The 22,038-nt window shown below is 42.6% G+C and carries 21 protein-coding genes; 7 read left to right on the forward strand and 14 right to left on the reverse strand.

The features are described 5' to 3' along the window. Positions 1 to 66: 66 nt before the first annotated feature. From FFJ24_RS10770 to FFJ24_RS10780, 3 genes are read right to left on the reverse strand one after another with little or no spacing between them, the layout of a single operon-like run. Positions 67 to 474: a hypothetical protein gene (locus tag FFJ24_RS10770; protein WP_138821504.1), complete on the reverse strand. Its 408-nt coding sequence runs from the start codon at positions 472 to 474 to the stop codon at positions 67 to 69. Continuing rightward, positions 461 to 7,042 (reverse strand): RHS repeat-associated core domain-containing protein, encoded by a 6,582-nt coding sequence (locus tag FFJ24_RS10775; RefSeq protein ID WP_138821505.1) that lies wholly within the window; start codon positions 7,040 to 7,042, stop codon positions 461 to 463. Before FFJ24_RS10775 ends, FFJ24_RS10770 begins: the two co-directional genes overlap by 14 nt. Before the next feature lie 19 nt (positions 7,043 to 7,061). After that, on the reverse strand, positions 7,062 to 7,529 hold the full coding sequence (locus FFJ24_RS10780; RefSeq protein ID WP_138821506.1) for a T9SS type A sorting domain-containing protein: 468 nt from the start codon (positions 7,527 to 7,529) through the stop codon (positions 7,062 to 7,064). Positions 7,530 to 7,581: 52 nt separating this feature from the next. Between FFJ24_RS10780 and FFJ24_RS26335 the strand changes: the two genes are divergently transcribed. Beyond that, the gene (locus FFJ24_RS26335; RefSeq protein ID WP_210419502.1) at positions 7,582 to 7,848 is read left to right on the forward strand and encodes a hypothetical protein; all 267 of its coding nucleotides are present in this window, start codon (positions 7,582 to 7,584) and stop codon (positions 7,846 to 7,848) included. Between the two features lie 537 nt (positions 7,849 to 8,385). Here FFJ24_RS26335 and FFJ24_RS10785 read toward each other — a convergent pair. From FFJ24_RS10785 to FFJ24_RS10795, 3 genes are all read right to left on the reverse strand, one after another. Further along, a complete protein-coding gene (locus FFJ24_RS10785) occupies positions 8,386 to 9,282 on the reverse strand; it encodes an NmrA family NAD(P)-binding protein (protein ID WP_138821507.1) in 897 nt (298 codons plus the stop codon). A 10-nt stretch (positions 9,283 to 9,292) separates the two neighbouring features. Continuing rightward, a complete protein-coding gene (locus FFJ24_RS10790) occupies positions 9,293 to 10,222 on the reverse strand; it encodes an alpha/beta fold hydrolase (RefSeq protein WP_138821508.1) in 930 nt (309 codons plus the stop codon). A gap of 77 nt (positions 10,223 to 10,299) precedes the next feature. Further along, positions 10,300 to 10,869, reverse strand: a complete 570-nt coding sequence (locus FFJ24_RS10795; protein ID WP_246862791.1) for a Crp/Fnr family transcriptional regulator — start codon at positions 10,867 to 10,869, stop codon at positions 10,300 to 10,302. Between the two features lie 610 nt (positions 10,870 to 11,479). Between FFJ24_RS10795 and FFJ24_RS10800 the strand changes: the two genes are divergently transcribed. Next, positions 11,480 to 11,965, forward strand: coding sequence for a hypothetical protein (locus FFJ24_RS10800; protein ID WP_138821509.1), 486 nt, complete (start codon positions 11,480 to 11,482; stop codon positions 11,963 to 11,965). Positions 11,966 to 12,124: 159 nt separating this feature from the next. Here the strand turns inward: FFJ24_RS10800 and FFJ24_RS10805 are convergent, their stop codons facing one another. Further along, the gene (locus FFJ24_RS10805) at positions 12,125 to 12,370 is read right to left on the reverse strand and encodes a hypothetical protein (RefSeq protein ID WP_145315334.1); all 246 of its coding nucleotides are present in this window, start codon (positions 12,368 to 12,370) and stop codon (positions 12,125 to 12,127) included. A gap of 671 nt (positions 12,371 to 13,041) precedes the next feature. Between FFJ24_RS10805 and FFJ24_RS10810 the strand changes: the two genes are divergently transcribed. Next, positions 13,042 to 13,482, forward strand: a complete 441-nt coding sequence (locus tag FFJ24_RS10810; protein WP_138821510.1) for a low affinity iron permease family protein — start codon at positions 13,042 to 13,044, stop codon at positions 13,480 to 13,482. A 56-nt stretch (positions 13,483 to 13,538) separates the two neighbouring features. Continuing rightward, positions 13,539 to 14,771 carry a DUF2252 domain-containing protein gene (locus FFJ24_RS10815; RefSeq protein WP_138821511.1) on the forward strand — a complete coding sequence of 411 codons (1,233 nt, stop codon included), beginning with the start codon at positions 13,539 to 13,541 and terminating at the stop codon, positions 14,769 to 14,771. 359 nt (positions 14,772 to 15,130) lie between these two features. Here FFJ24_RS10815 and FFJ24_RS10820 read toward each other — a convergent pair whose 3' ends face one another. Next, complete coding sequence (locus FFJ24_RS10820; RefSeq protein ID WP_138821512.1) at positions 15,131 to 16,156, reverse strand: LLM class flavin-dependent oxidoreductase; 1,026 nt, start codon at positions 16,154 to 16,156, stop codon at positions 15,131 to 15,133. Between the two features lie 119 nt (positions 16,157 to 16,275). Here FFJ24_RS10820 and FFJ24_RS10825 point away from each other — a divergent pair, with 119 nt between their 5' ends. Continuing rightward, positions 16,276 to 16,830, forward strand: a complete 555-nt coding sequence (locus tag FFJ24_RS10825; protein WP_138821513.1) for a hypothetical protein — start codon at positions 16,276 to 16,278, stop codon at positions 16,828 to 16,830. A 59-nt stretch (positions 16,831 to 16,889) separates the two neighbouring features. Here the strand turns inward: FFJ24_RS10825 and FFJ24_RS10830 are convergent, their stop codons facing one another. Further along, positions 16,890 to 17,348 (reverse strand): PA2169 family four-helix-bundle protein, encoded by a 459-nt coding sequence (locus FFJ24_RS10830; RefSeq protein ID WP_138821514.1) that lies wholly within the window; start codon positions 17,346 to 17,348, stop codon positions 16,890 to 16,892. 101 nt (positions 17,349 to 17,449) lie between these two features. Between FFJ24_RS10830 and FFJ24_RS10835 the strand changes: the two genes are divergently transcribed. Next, complete coding sequence (locus FFJ24_RS10835) at positions 17,450 to 17,938, forward strand: DUF4385 domain-containing protein (protein ID WP_138821515.1); 489 nt, start codon at positions 17,450 to 17,452, stop codon at positions 17,936 to 17,938. A 294-nt stretch (positions 17,939 to 18,232) separates the two neighbouring features. Here FFJ24_RS10835 and FFJ24_RS10840 read toward each other — a convergent pair whose 3' ends face one another. The 4 genes from FFJ24_RS10840 to FFJ24_RS10855 form a co-directional block, all read right to left on the reverse strand. Next, the gene (locus FFJ24_RS10840; RefSeq protein ID WP_138821516.1) at positions 18,233 to 19,006 is read right to left on the reverse strand and encodes a DNA-formamidopyrimidine glycosylase family protein; all 774 of its coding nucleotides are present in this window, start codon (positions 19,004 to 19,006) and stop codon (positions 18,233 to 18,235) included. A gap of 14 nt (positions 19,007 to 19,020) precedes the next feature. Then, the gene (locus FFJ24_RS26785) at positions 19,021 to 19,101 is read right to left on the reverse strand and encodes a hypothetical protein (RefSeq protein WP_138822330.1); all 81 of its coding nucleotides are present in this window, start codon (positions 19,099 to 19,101) and stop codon (positions 19,021 to 19,023) included. Then, the gene (locus FFJ24_RS10850) at positions 19,083 to 19,265 is read right to left on the reverse strand and encodes a hypothetical protein (protein ID WP_138821517.1); all 183 of its coding nucleotides are present in this window, start codon (positions 19,263 to 19,265) and stop codon (positions 19,083 to 19,085) included. Before FFJ24_RS10850 ends, FFJ24_RS26785 begins: the two co-directional genes overlap by 19 nt. Before the next feature lie 115 nt (positions 19,266 to 19,380). Beyond that, a complete protein-coding gene (locus tag FFJ24_RS10855) occupies positions 19,381 to 20,142 on the reverse strand; it encodes a DUF72 domain-containing protein (RefSeq protein WP_138821518.1) in 762 nt (253 codons plus the stop codon). 386 nt (positions 20,143 to 20,528) lie between these two features. On the opposite strand from FFJ24_RS10855, the gene FFJ24_RS10860 reads away from it, so the two are divergent. Further along, complete coding sequence (locus tag FFJ24_RS10860; RefSeq protein WP_138821519.1) at positions 20,529 to 20,777, forward strand: hypothetical protein; 249 nt, start codon at positions 20,529 to 20,531, stop codon at positions 20,775 to 20,777. A gap of 184 nt (positions 20,778 to 20,961) precedes the next feature. On the opposite strand, the gene FFJ24_RS10865 is transcribed toward FFJ24_RS10860, so the two are convergent. Then, entirely contained in the window at positions 20,962 to 21,963 is a 1,002-nt protein-coding gene (locus tag FFJ24_RS10865; RefSeq protein WP_138821520.1) for an aldo/keto reductase, read from the reverse strand. Positions 21,964 to 22,038: the final 75 nt, after the last annotated feature.

A 22,038-nucleotide genomic window follows, 5' to 3' on the forward strand; every position in this document is an offset into this window, starting at 1 on the left:
TCTGCCTATCGAAACATTAAAATTGTCTGTCAGCATATTTACAGCCATCTGCTTATTCTATTGGAGCTATCGATGTCCTTTTTTGATTTTAGGTACGGCCTGGTATACTCTATCCTGAGGTTCATTTTTTTTAAAAACCCTCAGCACTACTGTATCCGTCTTTTCAATCCTTTTTATGTCACCTACTTTCTGCCTGCTTTCATAATAAAAGTTGCCAAAATACTTGTCGACCTGCATTTTTTTGAACGTATTGTCAATCGGAGAAAGTACGAAAACACTGTCAGCATCTGTCCCTTTAGGCAATAAACGGTATTCGATATGATGTGGCATGGAAACAAGATCCACAGAATCACTGGGATTCAGAGTTGACCTGTATCCAAAATGATGCGGTGCGCCAGGTATAAGGCATCCAGTGAGATAGGGTGCAATAATAGCAACTGCCAAAATTTTAATGATATTTTTATTGTCTTTCATAGTATGATGCTTCTGATTCTTGGTACTTAAATCCATGCAACTGGTAGCTGTATGGCTTAACATCAGTAAATGAGTCGAGGAACTGCTCATAAAATCCCCGTCCTTGAAATATTGCCCACCCCTGTCTTAAATACTGCTGATAATGGAAAAGTTCATGTTTATATGTTGTAAAATCAGTATCATTTGTAATGATGTTGTTCCCCCAGGTAACTTCCCTGGCTCCGGGAAACAACTGATAAAGTCCGCCCTCCCTGAAAACGACACCGCTTGGAATATTAAGTCCCTGTACTTTTGGTTTATAGGTAGCACCAAAAGTGGTAATCATTGCCACAGACTGTGCTGCACCACCCAGTGCCCCGTTCCTAAGCCCCAGCAATGCTCCATTCTTGATATCTTCACCATCAACAGCTGCACTGATGCTACCTGATACAAGTCCTGTTAATGCTCCTCTCGCTGTGTTATGTGCAACCTCTCCTGCGGCATTTCCGAACCAATTTCCCTCTACGGCTTTCCAGCTTGGTAAGCGGGCGCTCAGGAATCCTCCTGCAACTGCACCGGCAATTCCTCCCCATGTAAGTTTATTTCCAAATATAATATCGGTAGCTGCCTGTGAAGTTGTTGTCCTTAAAAGCCCCCATGTTGATGACTGCCAAAAGCTGCTTGCGTTTCCTGCCGCAGCGCCGGCACTGCCAATCGAACTCAGGCCACCCGATATCGCGCCAGAAACTGCTCCGATCAGTGCGGATTTCCCAAGGCCTCCCCAAGAAAAATTCCCTGTGGCAAGACTGGCAATAGTATAAGTTGCAGAACCGACGGCTGCCCCAAGAATCGCCCCCCCTATAATTGCGGCCGCTATTTTTCCGACGATTGGAGCCAAAAATGCAAAAAACAAAAACTCTCCGCTCGGATCAACAAACATTAACGGGTTATTCATTGCATAGCCGTATCGGTTATAATTTTGTGTGTTATATGGATCCTGTACAAAATTATCTGGTGATAGAAAACGGTGCAGTTTGGGATCGTAAAGGCGCCCGTTCATATGGATCAACCCAACCCCCAGTAAGTGCTCATGCCCAGAAAATCCCCTGTCCAGAATAATAAATCCTGCCAGGTTGTTGCCATAGCCATCCTGTAACTTTATAATATTGCCCCACGCATCAAAAACTCTTTTCTCTACAATTCCTCCCTGATCGTCAGTGATCATCACAATACTACCTATATGGTCCCTGTGCAGAAAATAAAGATTCTGGCTGCTTTGGGTTCCTTCATGAACTTCCTTCCAGATTGCAGGGGCATTATACGCATCACCTCCGAGATAAAAAACAAAACTCGTTTTGCCTGTCTGATTATCATGCGTAATTTCCATCCCCCCATCTTCCGAATAGTGTTTCCGGTAACGCCTAAGTGTTTTGTCGGTATGCTCATCACCATAATACATATGCGATCTGGATAGTGCTCCGTTATATTCAAAACCGATACGCTCTTTACCCTGCTCAAAAATCTCTACCGGACTTTTGAAAATATTATAAGTAACCTGTTGGAGTGCATGATCCTGTTGATAGTAAGCATTCGCTGTTGCATTATTACTCAGGTCAAGCTCAGTCTGCTTGTAACTTCCGCTATCATAACTGTAGTCTCCTAGCTGGCTGTTGTTCAAAATCCGTCCCTTATTATCGTAACTCTGGGTATTATTACCATTATTATCATTAAAATTGGTCATTCGGTTTTGGCTATCATAACTAAAACTTTCACTCCAGTTAAAGGCGCTATTGCTACGGTTGCTCAGAAGGCCCTGCTGGGCATCAAAGCTATAGCCCAAATTCATCAATGTAACCGGGGTGGATGATACATTTTCTGTCTTATCTTGTTGTGGAAATCCGTATGTATCATATTGGAATGTTTTTTTGATAGCCCCGCCCTGTATAGCTTCTGTCACTGCTCCACCACCGTCAAGATTGGTTAGCTTCCAGAGAATCTGGCCTGTTCCCTGTAGACTTGTCTGAAGGGGTTCTCCATTCTGATACTGAATTTCTACAGTTTTTTGCGCAGTTAGGTTGTTTGCCTTATTGGTTGCGGAATAACTTTCAGTACTGATCCTTCCAAAACCATCATAAGTATAACCCTTTACAAAATTTGCCTGCAGATTGTCTTCTGTTGTGCTGCTCAGTCGATGGTTGGAGTCATACTGATAAGTATAATTGGTATTGTTGCCATCCGAATTGGTGAGAGACAGGTTGGTCAACAGTTTACTGTTCGAATCATAGGTATAAAAATATACCATATTGGTTTCATCTCCTACCAGCTTTTTCTTGGTCACTTTACCTACTGCATCATATTCGTATTCCGTAAAACCTTTGGGGTTGATTTCCTTGATCATCTGCCCCCATCCGTCATACTGATATTGGTACTCTCCGGCAGACGGATCGACAAGTTTTTTCCGTCTGCCCCATCCATCCTGCTCAACGGTCAGCACAACCCCCATATAATCTGCGGTTTTAAGATTGTCATTGGCAAAATAGGTATAATTTATTGTACCCCCCGGGTCCTGCAAACTCTGCACCTTTCCAAAAGCATTCCTGGTTGTCGAAACAGATTTTGTTCCATCATTGATGGTTGTGGTAAGACCGCTGTAAGCGTAGTTAGATACTTTTCCTGTAAAACTGACGGTCTGTTTGGTACGCCCATATTCATCATAGGTAGTGTAATTCCACTGGCTTGCAGAACCAAGCGGCGCCAACTTGCTCTGTCTATATAAACGTCCATACACATCATATTCAACCGCATTTGCAACATCACCTCCCAAGACTGTTTTTTCATAGCCGCCTTTGTCGCGGCCAAATGCATCGATAAATTTGACTGAAGACCGCCCCTCATCATTACTGGAGGAAATTGTAATGCCGCCAAGGAGCGCCCTGTCATAGGCTTTATGGCTCGACTTACCCAGATAGTCGGTCATTAGCACGAGCCTTCCCCAACTGTCATACTGGTTAGATTCCGTCTGTCCAAAAGGATTGGTAGAACTTAAGATATTTCCCGTTGAATTGTCATAGAATTTGCTGGCTATCATTCCTTCGGCGTCAGTAGATTGCACGAGGAACCTGCCCGTGGCATCATAAATCATTGATCCTGATCTCTGCGCTCCATCTGGCGACGTTACTGTTTTTTGTGATACATTTCCAAATGCATCATAACCCATGTTTTCGGTCATCCAACCAGTGTTATTCCCTTTTCTCCGGATCTGGATAGGAAGCGCGCCACTATAGGTATATTCCTCCTCAGTAGAAAAAACATCGCTTCCATTGCTCAAGGTTACCTTATTGGTTAAAGGCCTTCCGATAAAATATCCGCTTGGGTTATTTGCATAACTAATCTCAGTAATCTTAGTACCTGCCCCGTTGATATTATCAGTGATCTTAACAGGGTTAAAATAAGTGTCATATTCTAAAGCTTCTGTATAGTAGGTACCGCTGAGCATATTTTTCGACGCAGATGCAACAGGAACATTTATAAAGATTTTATTCGCCTGTAGCTGCGTACTGTAAACCTTATCGGACCGTGTAATATAATCGTTTAAAGAGGCGCCGTCTGAAACAGCAGATGAAGGCAAGGCGCTTATCACATAATCTTTTATTGCCGGATTGATGTAGCTGGACTTCGAAGTAAAACTCCGCACTGGAGCTCCCCTAAGTAAAGGGTCAAAGACATCAATATTAAAAATACGGTTATTATCATAGCTATCAATATACCAGTTACTCCTTATGAGTTCCCCAAAGCCAAGAAAACCGAGACCACCGGCGTGGCTTACCGCTTTCCCGTAGCCATAAACCTGGTTGAGCTGTTGCCCGTTATAATAACGGCTGAGTTTACTCACCACGTTTAATCCCGGTATGGATTGTAGATCGACATATGGATAGGTCTGTTCGTAACCTGATTGATAGAGTTGGATATCACTTGAATAATCCTGGCTATTATCCAGACTTCTATATGCTATGGTGTGGGTAATGCCATCATGATCGACCGAAGTCAGTTGGGATTCTTTTTTAAAATCTTTTTCAAATTTGAACAGGGAGACACTATTGTCGCTCATAAATCCAAACTCCAGCTTATAATTAAGCCTGGTCGTATTCAACAAGACAGGAATCGGATAGTGTTTTAAGTTGGCTTGCCTCCAATTGGAAGACTGTCCATAGGTAAAGTTGGGCTGACCGTTTGATGATGCACCTGAATTATAATACACAGTTGCATAAATGGTGCCGTTTGAACTATTATTATATGTAGTGGTCTGAGCTGAGATAATATCGGTCTTTCCATCACCGTCTACATCAGAGGGCATCAGATAGTAAAGGTTCAATGTACCAGGAGGCGCTCCGTTCCAGGTTCCAGCTGTGTTACTAAAGGGCTGGTACTGTTCATGTTTTATAAAAGACTTTCCTGTCGATAAAAATGTAGCAAAATATGAATTGTTTCCTGTAGTAAACATCACATCCAGTTTTCCATCCCCATTATAATCGCCAATCAGAATCTGTTGACTATAACTTATCCTGCTATCGGGAAGGCTCCAGAGCAGTTCAAGCGAATTTGAACTGTTCATGCTATACACACCCATCCAGCCAGATTTTACGTGAAGGATATCGGCCCTGCCATCTCCGTTAAAATCACCTGTTAGCAACTTTTCATAGTAATGATAGGTATCTGCAAGGCTACCCAGACTGGTAATGTAGTTTGAAGTAAGCCTTCTATCCATATCAATAAAATAAGCAGACGAGGTTACCTCTCCGTAGTCAGGTTCGCAGGCCCAATAACTTGCCCTGTCATCAACAGGATCCTGATAATACACATAACGCTCACCGACAACAGTTTGCGCGTCGTTCACAGCCATCAGGTCAGTCAGCCCATCTCCGTTAAAATCTCCTGAAACATAGGTCATTCCCAATTTTGCTCCGTCATGCGTCATTCCATCGCATTCCGAATAATAACTTGGTCCGCGGGGGAAATCCGTCCAGGTTTTTTCGTATTGGTAATAGACGGGCGAGGTGGTTCCGGAGGAATACATTTCAAATTTCGGAATATCCAAAGCACCCTTTACCACAAGCATCCCCTGCCCGGCTATGATCTTGTTGTTCCACGTGAGCCAGTTAGCCGGGAATATATCAGTGAAATAACCAACATTGACCTGGTAGCCCAGTTGATAATATGGAGATCCGGCCTCCACATCAAAAAAGGCCCAGAATTTGTCTTTGGAATATTTTGGATATAACAGGAAATCCATCGAACCGTTACCGGTAAAATCGGCTGTTACTATATCCGAATTATTACTGGCAATGCCAGAAAGGCTCAGGTTTCCGATCACACTGATGCTCATGACATCATTAGTGGCACCGTATGTAAAATATATTGGAGTCAGCGCCTTAAGTTCTGTACCGTCAAACTCCTGGATGTTCGAAAGTCTTTGATAATTCAGGGTTGGAACAGTGTTATAAGTAAGTTTATAATTCCTAAAATTATTTCCGTTTGCAACTACTGTGATCTTCTGTAGCAAACTCGCCTGATAGAAGGCCGTTCCGGCAATATAGCCATGTTCGGCCCTGTACGCATAGCCGTAGTTAAAAATGATCTGGTTAATCGCCTGCGCCGTACCCATCCCACCATAGTCAATCTGAGAGAGCAGAAGGGTATTGTTACTGTTGATATATTGATAGCTGATCCTCGCTCCAGTGGCATTTTCCTTATAGGTAATCGCATATTCAGATGGCGACCGCGAAGAAGAACTGTTGCCATAAAAAGCTTTTGAACCATCAGGATAAAGCACCTCAAAATACTCTGGGCCAATATTGTTTCCAAATGGTGATACGCCATGGGATATGATGCGAATATTGGAATAGTTTTCCGTCTGGTATTCCGCCCCGTCTGTACCATAAATACCGCTCTTTAGCACCAACCGCTGCCCATCTAAGGCAAAACGATCATAGGCGTTAAAGTTTACTCCGTCAATTCTGTCATCATGAAAGCGTGTAGTAGAGATCATCGTAATAGCCGAACGGCCGAGGATTTCCCATCCAAGCCCCACCACACCTTTACCACCCTGGCTATTATAGGACAGTGCAACCTGGGGCACAAAACCCCCAAGACCCGGGGGGAGTGAAACCGGCACCGTATAGATTGCCCCTCCTGTAGCACTTACATCCAGTTTACCGGCTGTTCTGCCTGCATCAAGGGTAACTCCTCCACTTGGCGGATTTCCAGGGTCAACCGGATCTACGGGATCTGTGGGGTCAACAGGATCAATGGGAGGATATCCGGGTTCGCCAGGGTCACCGGGAGCCACTACTTTATTTGTATTTCTAACTGCACCCCTTGTACCGCCGATACGCTGTAACTGCATGCTACCTTTCGATATTGTTGGGATGGCCCCCTTTACAAAGACGATTTCTTTCGAAAGAACAGGGTTCTTTGAAAGTGAATCTTTACTGGCTGAATCTGATGATTTCCTTGTACTGTCTGAAGACTGGGCAGAACATAAGGAAATGAAAAAAATGTAAAAAACGGCTGAGAGCAGGAATTGTTTCATGAGCGTGCTGCAATTTAATCTAGATTTTTATGAGCTTAACTGATTCTGAATTATTGTCTGAATATTTGATGACAAGGAGATAAGTCCCGGGGGGAAGTTTGTTCAAAGTGATTTGGGCGCTATTCTCTTCAGGTTTGTATTTACCGCTAAATACCCTGTTTCCACCCATAGCAAAAACATCCATCGTTTTAACAAAGGCCTTTTTGGGCAATACCCACGAAACGTTGACACTTTCACTAACCGGATTTGGAAAGACCTTAAGTACTTTTTCAGTGATTTCCCCCTCGCCTGTCTCACCCGGCAGTAAGCCTGTTGACATCTTGTTTACAACACTAAGGCCTTGAGCTGGGCGACAACTGATACAGACCCACCGTCTTTCCGACTGGTTTCCTGAGGCATCATAACTGAAGTTTAATTTTTGGGAAAATGCTTTATTGGGGAGATAGCATAACCCTACCAGTAAAAGAGAAAGATAAACTTTTTCCATGTGAGCGCAATAATTAGAGTCGTTTTAATTTAGTTCCGTTACCTAATCAAAAGTGAAAAAACTACAAAATTATGTATATTTTTTTACACGAACCCGCTGCTTTATTACACCAAAGCCTGTATTATTAGAAAATGAAAAAATAAATCTTATTCAGTGTTGTAAAACATCCAATTTAGCACTGTCCAGCCCTATGCAAAGCACCACCCAACGTAGCTTTCTGCTTTTATCAATGTGTTGCACCTTCGTTTTAACTGTGTGCTTTCCAGCTTATGCTTTTGCTGCTGAAGCTCTTGCCTGGTTTGCTGTTGCTCATGGATGACGCGTCGTTTATTGGCCTTTCCGCTTACCATAACTTTTTCGGCCATTCTTTCGAAACCCTTTTCAGCACTGTAGAGAAATTCCCCAATGGTGTAATTTGCACTACATATTCGCTATTACTGGTATCGAGCCGTAAGGTGTTTTCTTTCGCCCAACTTTGCTGGTTGGTTTTTTCGTCGTTATAAGCTGTTCAATTGAAACTCTTGCGTGTGCAGCGTCTTGTTGCTTTTTAAACTTCCGCAAGCCGTAATAACCTCGCTACAGTCTACCAATAGGTTTAACTTAATTTTCATTATCCGCTCCTTTCTTATTGGTCCAATCGGCAAAGTATTTGATAGCTTTTAGTGGCTGCCGTTTCCGGTCCCCCCATCGCCTTCCCTGCTACCCGCAATATTGGTATTCCCTCCGATGGTAATGAGCCAATCGCCTTCCTCCCGCTCCACCTGGAGCACAATGGCCAATGCGCTCCAGGTGGCTAAAGTAAATACCGAATACTACTGCGGGGCTTAACTGTTGGGTACGTTTACTTAACGGAAATTTATTTTAGAAAAGATTTCAAATATTCATCCTCAGAAGTCCATTCTATTGCACCATAATTTTGATTGTCTAGCTTTGGATGTTGCGTAGTGAACATCGAGTACATGTATTGTGCCTGTTGCCATTTGGCATACAATTCCTGCTCACCAGAAGGATTTTCTGACCTTTGTTTTTTAATGTTAGCGGAAAATTCATACAGGTCCGAAAGTTTTTGCAAGGTAAAATCCTGTCCGGTAATCGCTTCAACGCTTACTTTCAACATTTTTGGGCTAATTTGAAAACTGGCAATGTGTAAATCTCTCTGACTTTTATCTTTCAAAGCTACTGCAGCGGTAAATGCCGCCGTGTTTTCCATTGTTGTGAAATCAAGTTTCCAATCTGCTTTATCGCCCCAATAGGCAACAGATTTATTTTTAAGGTTTAAAATCGGGGTGTTGTATTTCAGGATATCAGCAAACGCGCCGTTAAAAATGGAGGTAGGCTGAATATCTTTTTCGTCGATATAACTTCTAAAAGTTCTCCGAAGATCAAAATTTCTGTTTTCTCCAGGTATTAATAACTGATAATCAGTACAAAAATCAGATGGAATAAACCGTTTAACTCCAGCAGTAATGGCACCATCCAGAAGTGCTTTTTGAGTATCGATTATCACGTCGGCAAGTCCGGCCAGAGCAGAAACCACGCAATCTATTCCTTTACAAGTTTTGACAACATCCGAAATTTTATTGAAATCTACTTCAGTTACAACAGCTCCCATTTGAGTGAGTGGTTTTATCTTTTCGGAATCACTTTCTTTCCTTACCAATGCAACCACTTTTGCGCCCTGGCTAAGCAAAGCTTTACAAATCATTAAACCAAGATGACCTGTAGCACCTGCTATTAAAATATTTTTTTTCATTCTTTTTTATTTAAGCTTTTAAAAAATTATAGATGGCTTCAATTACCTGCCCGGGGGTTTCTTCAAACATATAATGGCCACCTTTAGAAAGAGCGACTAAATGCCAGTTTTGGCAAAAATATGGCATTGCCACCTGCATAAACTGATAACTGACATTGCTGCCAATTCCCAACACGGGCATTTGAAGTTGCTGATAGGTTTTCGAATCCTCAATATCCTGTCCAAATGTCTGATACCAGGCGTTTGACGTTCTAATACTCTCTCCATCATTATAAGCTTCAGCGTAAATACTACGCTCCTTTTCAGTCATTTTGGTTTCGTCTATCATTACATAATCAAAAAGCCAGTCAATGAGAAAACGGAAACGACCTTCAAGAATCTTTTCAGGCAAACCTTTCACCTGATTAAAACCCATCCACCAGGCATAGGGCATATTGGCATCCATTTTTTCATCAAAAGTTCGGGGTGCAGGTAATAGCGGCATCTGCATCATGCCTTCGTTGGGGTGCAACCCGTCAGCTACAATCAGTTTTTCCACAACTTCGGGATGATTGAAAGCCAGGCTCATCGCAACCATTCCACCAATATCGTGACCAATGATGGTTGCTTTTTTCAAACCCAGGGAATATATTAATTGTCTGATATCGTCCGCCATCGTCTTTTTATCATAACCACTTTCCGGCTTATCAGAAGTACCCATCCCTCTGATATCTACCACGATTACACGGTGTCTTTTAGAAAGTTCAGTAGCAATGTTTCGGTAAGAATACCATGTCTGCGGCCATCCAGGAAGACAAATTAACGTTTCGCCGGCGCCACCGTCTGCATAATGCAGGCAAACCCCGTTAACTTCTGCATAATGATTGCTAAATCCCGGGAAATCCTGAATGAGCTGTTCGTCTGAAAATTTTTGCTTTGCTGTTCCACTAGATATTGTCATTGATTTCTTTTTAAATTGATGCAATCAAATGTACGGCAACGAATCTGTGGCAAAACTACCAAAAGGTAGAAAATGAATTACCTGATGTTTTTTCTAATGCGGCTAAGTGCATTGGGTGTAATACCCAAAATAGCGGCAAGCTGTTTTACCGGAATTTTCTGTACCAGTTCACTGCTTTTAAGAAATTGCAGATAGCGCTCTTCTGCAGTCAAAGTCTGGAAATTTAATAATTGATCAACCATTCTGGCTGTTGTAGCTTCCCAGATCTTGCGCCCGAATTCTTCCCAACTGCTCAGATGGGCATAGAGAAAATCCATATCTTTCTTATCGATGACGATCAACTCAGTCTCCTCGATAGCCTCGATGTTAAACCGGGTAGGTTTTTGCGGATGAAGGCTGGATATTTCAGTGAAAAACTCATCTTTTAAACAAACCCAGGTGGTGTTTTCCTGCTCGCCAGATGCATTATAAAACCGCAGTCCGCCAGATATGACGAAGTAATACTGATTGGCAATCTGTCCGCATTTTAACAAAAGCTTACCCTTTGGAACCAACTTCCGTCTGCATTTTGATTGGACCAATTGCAAATCCTGTTCATCTATAGCCACTACTCTTTTAACAAAGGTTACAAATTGATCAATTCCCATTTATTTACCGGACTTCAGAAAATCAAAAGAAGCCGCACAAATTTAGTTAAACAAAAACAGTAGTAGTTGATTTCAAAGAGAAATTCTCCCCGGATGTGTATTTATGTGAAAGTATTCTTCCCCAATTTTGGTATTTTTATGATAATATGGACAAACCAATTCTATTAATACTTTCTCGCCAATTTGCTAATATACAGGCCGGCAAAACTTTACAAAAATTTGATTTCCAAACAGATGAGCTCAATTTACGCTGGTTTCTCTACTAGTTGCGCTTTTAAAAATCAAATCATACTCATAATTTATCTCCAATCCTCAATGTTAAAGCCCAAGTTATAAACAAAATACACAACAGGCATAGATCGGCATGTACCACATCAGTTTCCCAAAGTGTATTTTGAATAAGGTAGATTTGACCCTCATCACTAAGCGTTTTTGGCTTTTTCATCCGCCCAGCCAGGCTTGCCTAATGTTTTGAGCAGTTACCTCTGATGCGCTCATATTCATTGATAAAACAAATATCGTATTAATACCCAGTACCGGGTATTTCAGTTCATCAATGTTTTAATAAAATTAGAGGAACAAATCAAAAATTACCTTAAACTAAAATGTGATGAAAATTTTTGCAATTAAAACAGTTTTTCTTGCCGCTTTTATATGTTCAACTGGTATTAACAAAACCACTGATCACTTAGTTTTTAAAAGCGACAAAGGAGCACACTCAAACAGCATTAATGAAAAACATGAACCTGAAACCCAGACTTTTTATGGCAGCGCCGTAACAACGAATAACTGGCATAATGTAACCGGTATTGAAGGTCCGAGAGATGAAAGTAAATTGCGGGTTTTTGCTGGTGCAGTCTGTGAAAAATATACGCTTAGCGTCTCCGCCCCTAAAGGCTGGCATTTTATGAAAGATGCCGTACCCAGGGTAAATTGTGTAAAAAATGACCAGGGCGCATTTGAATGGAACAGATTTGACGTTGCTAAGGACAGGGTCTATCAGAATTCGAGGACGTCAAATTATATTGAATATTCGGTTTGGGCGGGATCAAGGTCGATTGAAATAAATCTGGCCTGTGAGGCAGTTAAAGACTAACTGCAACTATCAATCTAAGCCTTATCGCCTGAACGTAAAGCTTTTCTATCGACAAGCTTTACGTTATAACCCTGTAGAGCCAAACAATCCAGGTACCATAGTAAAAAGTTACTTACCCGGTTTGCCAGCAAAAAGCTTGTTGAATGGTTATTCAATACTTTACAGCCAGGCTGCGAAGAAAATATTTTTGTTCTGGCAGGCTGGATTTTCAAAGGCGGCCGGCAAGAGGATAATAATCCATGGAAAACATACATTGTGAGAAAGAGATTTCGCATCCGGATCAAGCTTCTTTTCAAAATCGATCACCTCAGAAATTTTGCACTGTTTTGTACAAACACTTTCCCGAGCAAAGCCTGCCCTACTACAAGAAAAGATTTTGAACGCTAATATTATTATTATTCTCATGGTATATAGCTACAGTGTGGATTCTAAAAAATGCGGTTTATGTCATTTCCAGAATGAAATGATGCTGAAAGCTTCATGATGGTAACCTGAAAATTATTCTTTTGGCTTAGAAATATATACCTTATTCTATGAGTTGGGACTCTGGTAACATAGGGCAAAGCTATATAATGATTAGAAATTGCGTTATACATTAACACATCAACCTGTTTGTTGGAAAGCACTTTATCGGGACAGATTAACCCGCCAAGGCTATCAATTTTAGCCAGATTAGTTAAATCTCCTTTGGTGCTACTTGCACCACATTTTGGTAAAGCAGGTTAAGAGACTATTGTAACGATCAATTAAAGCTTTATCAAAGGAGATAGATTTAACGTTATGGCCTGATTTTTCGAAGTTCCTTACATCCCATTCATATTCAATGTTATTGGTAACAGAAACCAGGCTCATGCATGAGCTTGTTCGCTGCCTTAAGGAATGCGCCTGCTGTGTTTCAGCAGGTATTAGATCATTTTTTTTCGGGTGAAAATAAAACCTTCAAGAGACCTTCAAGACCCGGCACCAAAGAAAAATGGAAAATAAAAAGCATACTATTAAAAATTAAACGCCTGGACAAAAACTCAAAACCATTCGGCTCAAAAGATTGTACTAGCTATAAGTTTTAAGTAATCAATATGAAAAAACAGAATTTCTTCGAACGCATTTCCACTCAGATAACCTGCTGGACAGGAAGCTCCTGGGCCTTTACCCTCGCATTTGTAACCATTATTTTATGGGGCGTAAGTGGCCCCATATTCCATTTCTCGGATACCTGGCAACTGGTAATCAATACCGGAACAACAATTGTGACCTTCCTGATGGTCTTCCTGATCCAGAAAACCCAGAACAAAGATTCGAAAGCCATGCAGTTAAAACTCAATGAACTGCTGGCTGCCAGCCGCCATGCCAGCAACCGGATGGTAGATATAGAGGATCTTACCGAGTCAGAACTGGACACGATCAGACGATACTACCAAAAACTTTCAGATGTAGCTGAGCAGGATGATGACATCCATAAATCCCATTCCATCGATTCAGCCGAGAAACTTGCCGAGAAAAAAAAACAGGCACCTTAAATCCCAAGTCAAAATAAAATCATTTAATGGGCTAATTTCTTTCAATCAATCAACCTATGTCAGCACGTTCCGATAAAATAAAAGCATTCAACAAAAATCGATTGCCATCAATAGTCAAGCTTAAATACAGTGCAATGTTGGAAAATGCATTCAGGTTCTACCGCGGCACCTGCCACCTTTTCTACGAAAGGATAGCCTCCCTTAAAACAATGCCTAAATCCCCGATCGGATGGATCAGCGGCGACCTGCACCTGGAAAATTTTGGCAGTTATAAAGGTAATAACAAACTGGTATACTTTGATCTCAACGATTTCGATGAGGCTGTAAAAGCACCGGTGCTCTGGGAAGTTGTGCGTTTGGTAACCAGTATCTTTATCGCTTTCCAGACCCTTGAGATTGATGGGGAGCAGGCAATGAACATGGCTGCACTATTCCTGAAAAGTTATGGTACCACCCTGGTCGGTGGAAAAGCCATGGACCTGGATCCGAGGACATCTAAAGGCATCACCGGCGATTTTTTAAGACGTGCGGAAAGAAGTTCTACAAACGATCTTTTACAGAAAAGAACATTAAAAAAAGGGAGAAAGCTGCAGCTTGACACAAGCGATGAACGGCACTTTAAACTGAAAAAAGAATTGAAAGTCCAACTGATCAGCCACATGGAAAAATGGCTATCAAATAACAGCGACAGCCCATATAATTACCGTGTTAAAGATGTGGTGTACCGTCTTGCCGGCACGGGAAGCCTTGGGCAGAAACGTTACCTGTTCCTGCTTAAAAGTATGCGTAAAAAAGACCGCTACCTGCTCATCGATATGAAACAGGCCTATCCATCCTCCATATCGCCCTATTTTGATATTCCCCAGCCCAAATGGGAAAATGAGGCGCAGCGGATTGTTTCGGCACAAAAACGCATGCAGCATGTTTCAGCATCCCTGCTATCTACCGCGACATTCAAAGGCGAAGATTATGTGATTCAGGAATTGCAGCCTGTAAAAGATACCCTCAAGTTTAAACTTATAAAAGAAGAATACCGTAAACTTTACCAGGTGATCGACGACATGGGCATGCTTACTGCATCCTCACAACTCAGGAGCTCGGGAATGGATGGTTCTGCCACAAAAGATGAGTTGAAAGCTTTTGCCATCAAAACAGGATGGCAGAAACAAATCCTGAACATAGCCACCGAACAAGCCGCCCTGGTATGCGCAGACTATGGCGCTTTTCAGCAGGATTATAGAAACGGCGCTTATGAAAACCAGAAGAAAATGGAACCGGTACTGGATTAATTGTGTTGCAATCCACTTTTTCAAATTATTTTATGATGCCCCGAACTATCCTTGCTGAAGAGAAAAGACCAGAATTTATGAAAACGGAGAATTTATATATCAAAAACCTAAAAAACTTTATCAGTGGCGAGAAGTTATACATGCAATATGACGAAAAACGGGAATGGGTAATAATTTTAAATCAAGGAATAATTATCCGGAAGGAATCCAGTTCGGTTTACCACTAAAGGGAAACAGCAGGGAATGAAAATAAGAAAGCGGGAAAAACCAAAGGCTCTTCCCGCTCATCTAAATTAACGCTCTCGGAATATAAACGCCATCGCCGGCAATTTGTTTTGTGCGATTTAAAAAAAACCAAACTAGTCTCTCCATCCAAGTCCCGGTGCAACGTGCTCCAGAATGGCAGACAGCAGATGGATATTGTAATCCACGCCCAAGGTATTTGGAATGGTCAGTAGTACCGTATCCGCTTCCTGTATTGCCTCGTCGGCAGCCAGTTCCTTTATCAGCTGATCGGGTTCAGCGGCATATCCCCGACCGAAGACCGCCCTTTGGGTTGGCTCGATATAGCCAAAACTATCTGTCCCTTTCCCCTGCTGCCCGAAATAATACCTGTCCTGATCGTTCATCAGCGCAAATATTGAACGGCTGACAGAAACCCTTGGCTCACGATCATGTCCCGCTTTTTTCCAGGCTTCCCTGTACAGCCTGATCTGCTCGGCCTGCTGGATACTGAAGGGCTTGCCATTTTCATCAAACTTTAAAGTAGAACTCTGCAGGTACATTCCGTTCTCTGCCGCCCAAACCGCAGTCGCATTGGAAGCGGCTCCCCACCAGATGCGCTCTCGCAGGCCCTCGGAATAGGGCTCCAGCCTTAACAGTCCGGGCGGATTGGGAAACATTGGATTTGGATTAGGCCTTGCAAAACCTTCGCCTTTCAGTCTTTCCAGAAATTCCAAAGCCTTTTGCCTTCCCATATCAGCATCGTTCTCCCCATCCTTTGGTGCAAAACCGAAATACCGCCAGCCTTCGATTACCTGCTCGGGCGAACCCCTGCTGATGCCCAGCTGTAATCTCCCACCAGAGATGAGGTCGGCTGCACCAGCATCCTCCACCATATATAAAGGGTTTTCATAGCGCATATCAATAACGCCCGTTCCGATTTCGATCTTTGAAGTCTTTGCACCAATTGCCGAAAGCAGCGGAAAGGGTGATGCCAATTGCCTTGCAAAATGGTGTACCCTGAAATACGCTCCGTCAAGGCCGATCTCTTCGGCTGCAACAGCAAGATCGATGGATTGCAGCAAAGTATCACTAGCGGTACGCGCCTGATACGAGGGATGTTCCGACCAATGCCCGAACGATAAAAATCCGATTTTCTTCATTTCAATATTGCTAAATCCAAAGTTACCATTACTCCTATGGCGCAAAGGTCATCGTGTAGTCATAACCTTTAACCCCCTTTAGCAAACAATAGCACTGGCTAATTGTTCCAGAATCAGTTATGTCAAGAAGAAAACAGGTACGGTCAAAAGAGCAGTTTGCTGCTGCGCTCGAACTGGAAAGAGCAGGCGATAATGCTGCCGCATTAAAACTCTACCGGAAATCTGCAATAACAGATCCTGCCAATTCCCACGCGTGGAACAGGCAGATGGTGCTTTTGCGCAAAACGAAATCAAAAGAAGATGAGGTCAGGCTCATTAAACTGGCCATAGCCAAATACCGGAAATCGCACGAAACCAAACAACAAGATTGGCTGAAAGAAAACCAGGCCAAGGCAGACAGCACCCGGGAACTGGCCCATGTACTCGGTCTTTTAGAACCAACAGGCCTTCCAAAAAGCAACGACACCATCATCGGGAAATGGCAGACCAGGCTGTACCTGCTTGAATACCGCATCAAAAATTCACGGAAGAAGAAAATCTCGTTAAAAAAGCCTGTAAGCAAATCGCTAAAAAGTGCAGCTCCTGCACCTAAAAAGCTTAAGCAAAAGGCCGCTACTAAACCCAGGCTAGCAAATAAGAAAGCGGGAAAAACCAAAGGTCCTTCCCGCTTATAAATTAACGCTCACAAATACTTTAACGCATAGCTATTTCATCCCCGCAAAAAAAACGAAAACTACTTGTCCGAATATTTCTGTTCCAGAACCTCGATCTCCTTTAAGGCTTCGGCAATACCGTTGCGCTGGGTGGTCAATAAATTTAAATGGTCAGAATGGAGTTCATTGTCCTTTATGACCATGTCATACTTTTCGAGTGCTGCTTTTTCACCAGTCACGACTGCACTTAACAAAGCGGTCTCGCTTTTATCGGTCAGCGCTTCCTTGATATCGAGCCAGGTTCTATGGATCGCTCCCAGTATTCCACCCTCTTGGTTATCCGAATTCCCGCCATGTTTTTCCAGATGTGCCTTCAGCTCGTTTTCATACAAGGCACGTTCTGCAACATATTTCAAAAATACTGCCTTTAGCTCCACATTATCAGTGGATTCTGCTGCTGAACTGTATCCTTCTTTTCCATCGTTGATGATGGATACCAGACCCTTTAGGTCCGAAATGATCTCTTGATTATTTTCCATGATAAATGATTTTTCTAACAAACAGCAACTTACCGTATAAGGTTTTAGCAAAATCACACAAGCAATAAAAACATAACACTAAGCCGACATGTTGCTTAGTTATGTCAGCAGAAAGAAAACCATCCTACCTTGATTTTGATAGCGAAAAATACCCGTGGAAGCAGGACATCGATTATAAAGACAACCCCGAAAAATACAGGGTTGGCAAGGGTGAACAGGGCGTTCTGATCTGCGAGCCCTATAAATCTGAGATCGGCCAATTCTGGAGGTTCAGGACCCCAGAGCTTGCAAAAGAAAGCAGTGAAAAGATATTTGAAATATTTAGTAATTACATCCGGTCAAATGATTTTGTGGGGGCAGACATGGCAAGAAAATACCTGCAGATGGGATACACCCGCGCCAGGCGGTATGCCAATTACAAAGGCGGAAAAAAATACGACAAGGAAAAAGATTATAAGGCACTGGAACGCGGCACCGGATCGGCAGAAAAAGCACAATCGGCTGAAATTTTCTACTCCGCCTACAGACTGGCAGAGGCACACCCGATCTATAAATCGCTGAAAGCAAACTGGAAAAAACGGCTGGGATAACAAAGCTCCCTAACAGGGTATAAACCAACAAAAAACTCAAAGCATTTGTCCTACAAACCCGCACTAAAAGTCCCTGATACAACAGCCTTTACCAGGTAAATGCAATCGTCATTTCAGCCGGAGGCACGATCAGCGTGGAAAGTCAGATTAGAAAACGCCCGATATTCAAGCTTCCAAAATCCTGAAGGTTCCGTTTCCTGCGGTTCGTCCACGTAACTTTTATCCAGTAACTGAACGTCAAATGCCTGCATATTGCTCTTTCTTCCTTAAACACAAATATTTTCCTGATTGTTTTCAGGAATATAATTTCTGTTCGTCGGTATAATAACTGGTCCTTCCGCGTATTTTTTCGGACTTCACGGCCTCCCCGGACGGGGACTTCTCAACCTTTGCGCCATGCACCTTCATGAAGTCACGCAACTCGCCGCGAAGCTCATCCCCGTTCTCTTTTGCGATAGCTGCAATCGCTTCTTTCAAAACCGCCCCCAAGCTCTTAAACAATTTCTTCACGATTTTTTCAGGTATGGCCGAGCTGACTGAAAACGGGGACACCCCGGCATCACACAGGATCTCATCAGCGTATGAATTACCAATTCCTCGCATCTTTTTCTGGTCCATCAGCACCTCCTTCACCATTTTCTTGCTCTTGAAAAGCACTCCGCCAAAATAATCCTCGTCCATTTCCAGCACATCTGGTGCCTTGGCAACATCGGGATTTAAGGTAGGTGTTGCCGCACGCAACATATCTACGACCACAAATCCATCGCCTCCAGAAAAATGAAAAGCAAGGATGGTATATTTCGGAAGCTCCGAATCTCTCTTTAATGCCCCCAGTTCTCCCCTAAGCATGAGATGAACCTGTAAAACTTCTTTACTGAAGTGAAAGTGCAAAGTTTTTCCATAGCGCAAAACCTTCGAAAGCTTTTTACCTTCGAGTTTTGTCTTGAGCTGTGCAGCAGTCACGTTCAGCTTTTTCGCCATTTTCACTTCCAACTCCTCCAGGGTCTTTCCCCTGAACCGGCGCGAGATGATCTGCGCAAATACTTCCAAGTCAGGTAGTTCAGCCATAACAACTTTTAAGATTAAACGCTCAAATATTTTTTGATCTCCCTTACCGAACTCCCGTTCAGGACGATCGCTGCTTTCAGATCTTCTCCAGAAATCTGAAACTCCTTCGCCCAACGGACAACAGATCATCTGCATTGATTTCTCTGTGCTCCGAGCCATCATCGAAAGGCTCCAGCGTATCCGAATCATCCTCAATTGGGTGGCATTCGATGATCGGGATATTTTCCCCGAAACCAAAATTATCCTTGTTGTCTTCCATAATCATCTATTATAAACTCTTTTGGTTGTATTTGTCAAGTCCCATAACTAGTTGATTTGCAGAAATGAAACATTGTTCAGGCTCAAAAAGTTTTAGGCCAAATGCTCAGCAAATACTAATAGGTATCCCTAACGATCTGACGCAGCATATTCAGGTTGGCATGCGCCTCTCCCATAGTATTATTGAAGTACACGAATACCTTCTTGCCCTCTGCCAGCCACCCGGTTACATAACTTGCATACTCATACAATACGTCGTCAGAGTAGCTTCCCCTATAGTTCCCTCCCGGACCATGGAACCTGAGGTAGATAAAATCCGGATGGCTTTCCCTTACAGGAGAACTGGCAGGCGACTTATCATGGATCACCATACCAAGCCCAAACTCATCCAAAAGCTCGTATACCTCATCTATGTATAAAGAAGTATGCCGAAATTCCAAAGCGATCTTCCATTTAACAAAAGGATCATTATGCCTAAGCACCGACATTAGAAAGCGTAGCTGCGCAAAATGAGAAATCCTTACGCTTGGGGGGAACTGTACCAAAAGACAACCCTTTTTCTCTTCAACATGCGAAATGACCGAAAAGAACCTGGACACGACCTCTGGATCAAAGGCCAAATCCTTATTATGGGTAATCTCCTTGAAAAGCTTAAAGGTAAAACGAAATTCTCCGGGCACATCCGCCGCCCACTTTTTCATCGTGGAAACCTGCGGCACCTTATAAAAGGAGGAATTAATTTCGATAGAATCCATCAGCGAGGCGTAATAGCACAGCCGGCTCTTTTCCCGGAATTCTTCCGGGTAGTGCAATTTATTGGGAACCGGTAACAGTAGCCCGCTGGTACCCGAGTAATAGTTTTCAAAGGCGATGTCCATATTTTCCCAACAACTGGGACAGAAAATTGTTGAATGGGCAGATCAGAAGAAACAAATCCTGTCCGAATGTTATTTATCCCTCACCTAAAGTAAAACAACATCCTGACAGAACATAATCCGCCCAATCCTGAAAAGGAATAAATTAGAACCAGTCCGGGGATTTGAAGGACATTATACATGAGAAAAGAACAAAAAATCACTGAACAGTTTTAAGCATGCTTACAAATGCAATAATGAATTCTCATTAGGCTATAAAAGTATCGGCTTGTCTGTTCTCCACCCAAAACACCAATCTTTTCCATATTTTATTTTTTACTAACATTAGCATTATGTTTAGTATTAAATTATAAAGCGAATTAAAAAGGTTAATAATTCTAGCAATTAATATGGAGACTAAAAGCGAATTGGTGCATAAACTGCAACAGGATATCATGATGTGGCAGGGCTTTAAGCCTGCTGCTGCCGGTAAGGCGGAGCGGATTGGCCTTGGTGCTATTGAGGATGCTTTTCCCGGTGGTGTGTTTCCAAAAGGGGCTATCCACGAGTTTATTACTGTTTTTCCGGAAGATGCTGCTTCTGCCTGGAATAACCTTTTGGAGGAAAAATCGGGCAGATATTTTGCCAGCGTCTTATAGTTCATCGCGAAGAACGGGATAAACAAATTGATATTGAAACGCTTCAACTAATTATCAGACAAATAGGAAATATTAAAAAATGAATAATACCTAAATTAAAAGATATTATTCATTTTTTATTGAGCATTATCGCTTACAGCGATTCAGAATTACCATTTACGAAAATTGTTACTGAATAATCATGTTAATGGTTAACCATCTTCATTGCCCCTTCGCTGTACCGCTCGCCGATTACCGGATATTGCTTAATCAACCCATCAATTGCTACAAGATCTGTGCTGGTGAGGTTAAATTCAACTGCACCAATATTTTCTTCCAGGTATTTCCTTTTCTTGGTTCCCGGAATTGGAATGATATCATTGCCCTGAGCCAAAACCCAGGCCAGGGCAAGTTGGGCAGGCGTGCAACCTTTGTTTTCTGCAAATGCAGTAAATTCTTTAATGAGCTTATTGTTATTGCTTATATTTTCTGGTTGGTAGCGTGGTAATGTTCTCCTGAAATCATCTTCGGAAAGAATATTTACATCAAGTGTATTGGTGACCAAACCCCTTGCCAGCGGAGAATAAGGGATAAGTGAAATCCCGAGTTCGCGGGTAGTTTGCAATATACCGTTCTCTACATCCCTTGTCAGCAGCGAATATTCGCTTTGAAGTGCTGCAATCGGGTGTACGGCATGCGCTTTTCTGATAGATGCCTCCGAAGCCTCGCTCAGACCGAGATAGCGTACTTTGCCTTCTTTAACCAGATCGGCCATTGCCCCCACAGTTTCCTCTATCGGGATATTCGGATCTACCCGGTGAGCATAATACAAATCGATTGTGTCAATTTTAAGCCGCTTCAGGCTCTGTTCAACTGCTACTTTTATCCAGGCGGGAGAACCATCAAAATAGGTGCCCGCGGCACTGCTTGGTCCGGCAACTCCATCTTTAAAACGAAATCCGAATTTAGTTGCAATAAATACCCTGTTCCGGTTAGGCACCAGTATTTTAGAGATCAATTCTTCGTTAGCGCCATTGGCATACATATCCGCCGTATCCCAAAAATTGATGCCCAGGTCAAGTGCTTTTTCCAATGTTGCTAAACTTTCTTTGTCATCTGTAGGGCCATAAGCAAAGCTCATACCCATACAACCCAGACCGAGCGCAGACAGCTGCTCGCCGGTTGTTCCAAGTTTTCTGTATTTCATTATTGTCAGATTTTGTTTCTCAAAGGTATACAGCGAATCTTTAACCAGACTTATAGGTATCAAACAGATCGTTAT

The sequence above is a fragment of the Pedobacter sp. KBS0701 genome (assembly GCF_005938645.2).
GTDB lineage: Bacteria > Bacteroidota > Bacteroidia > Sphingobacteriales > Sphingobacteriaceae > Pedobacter.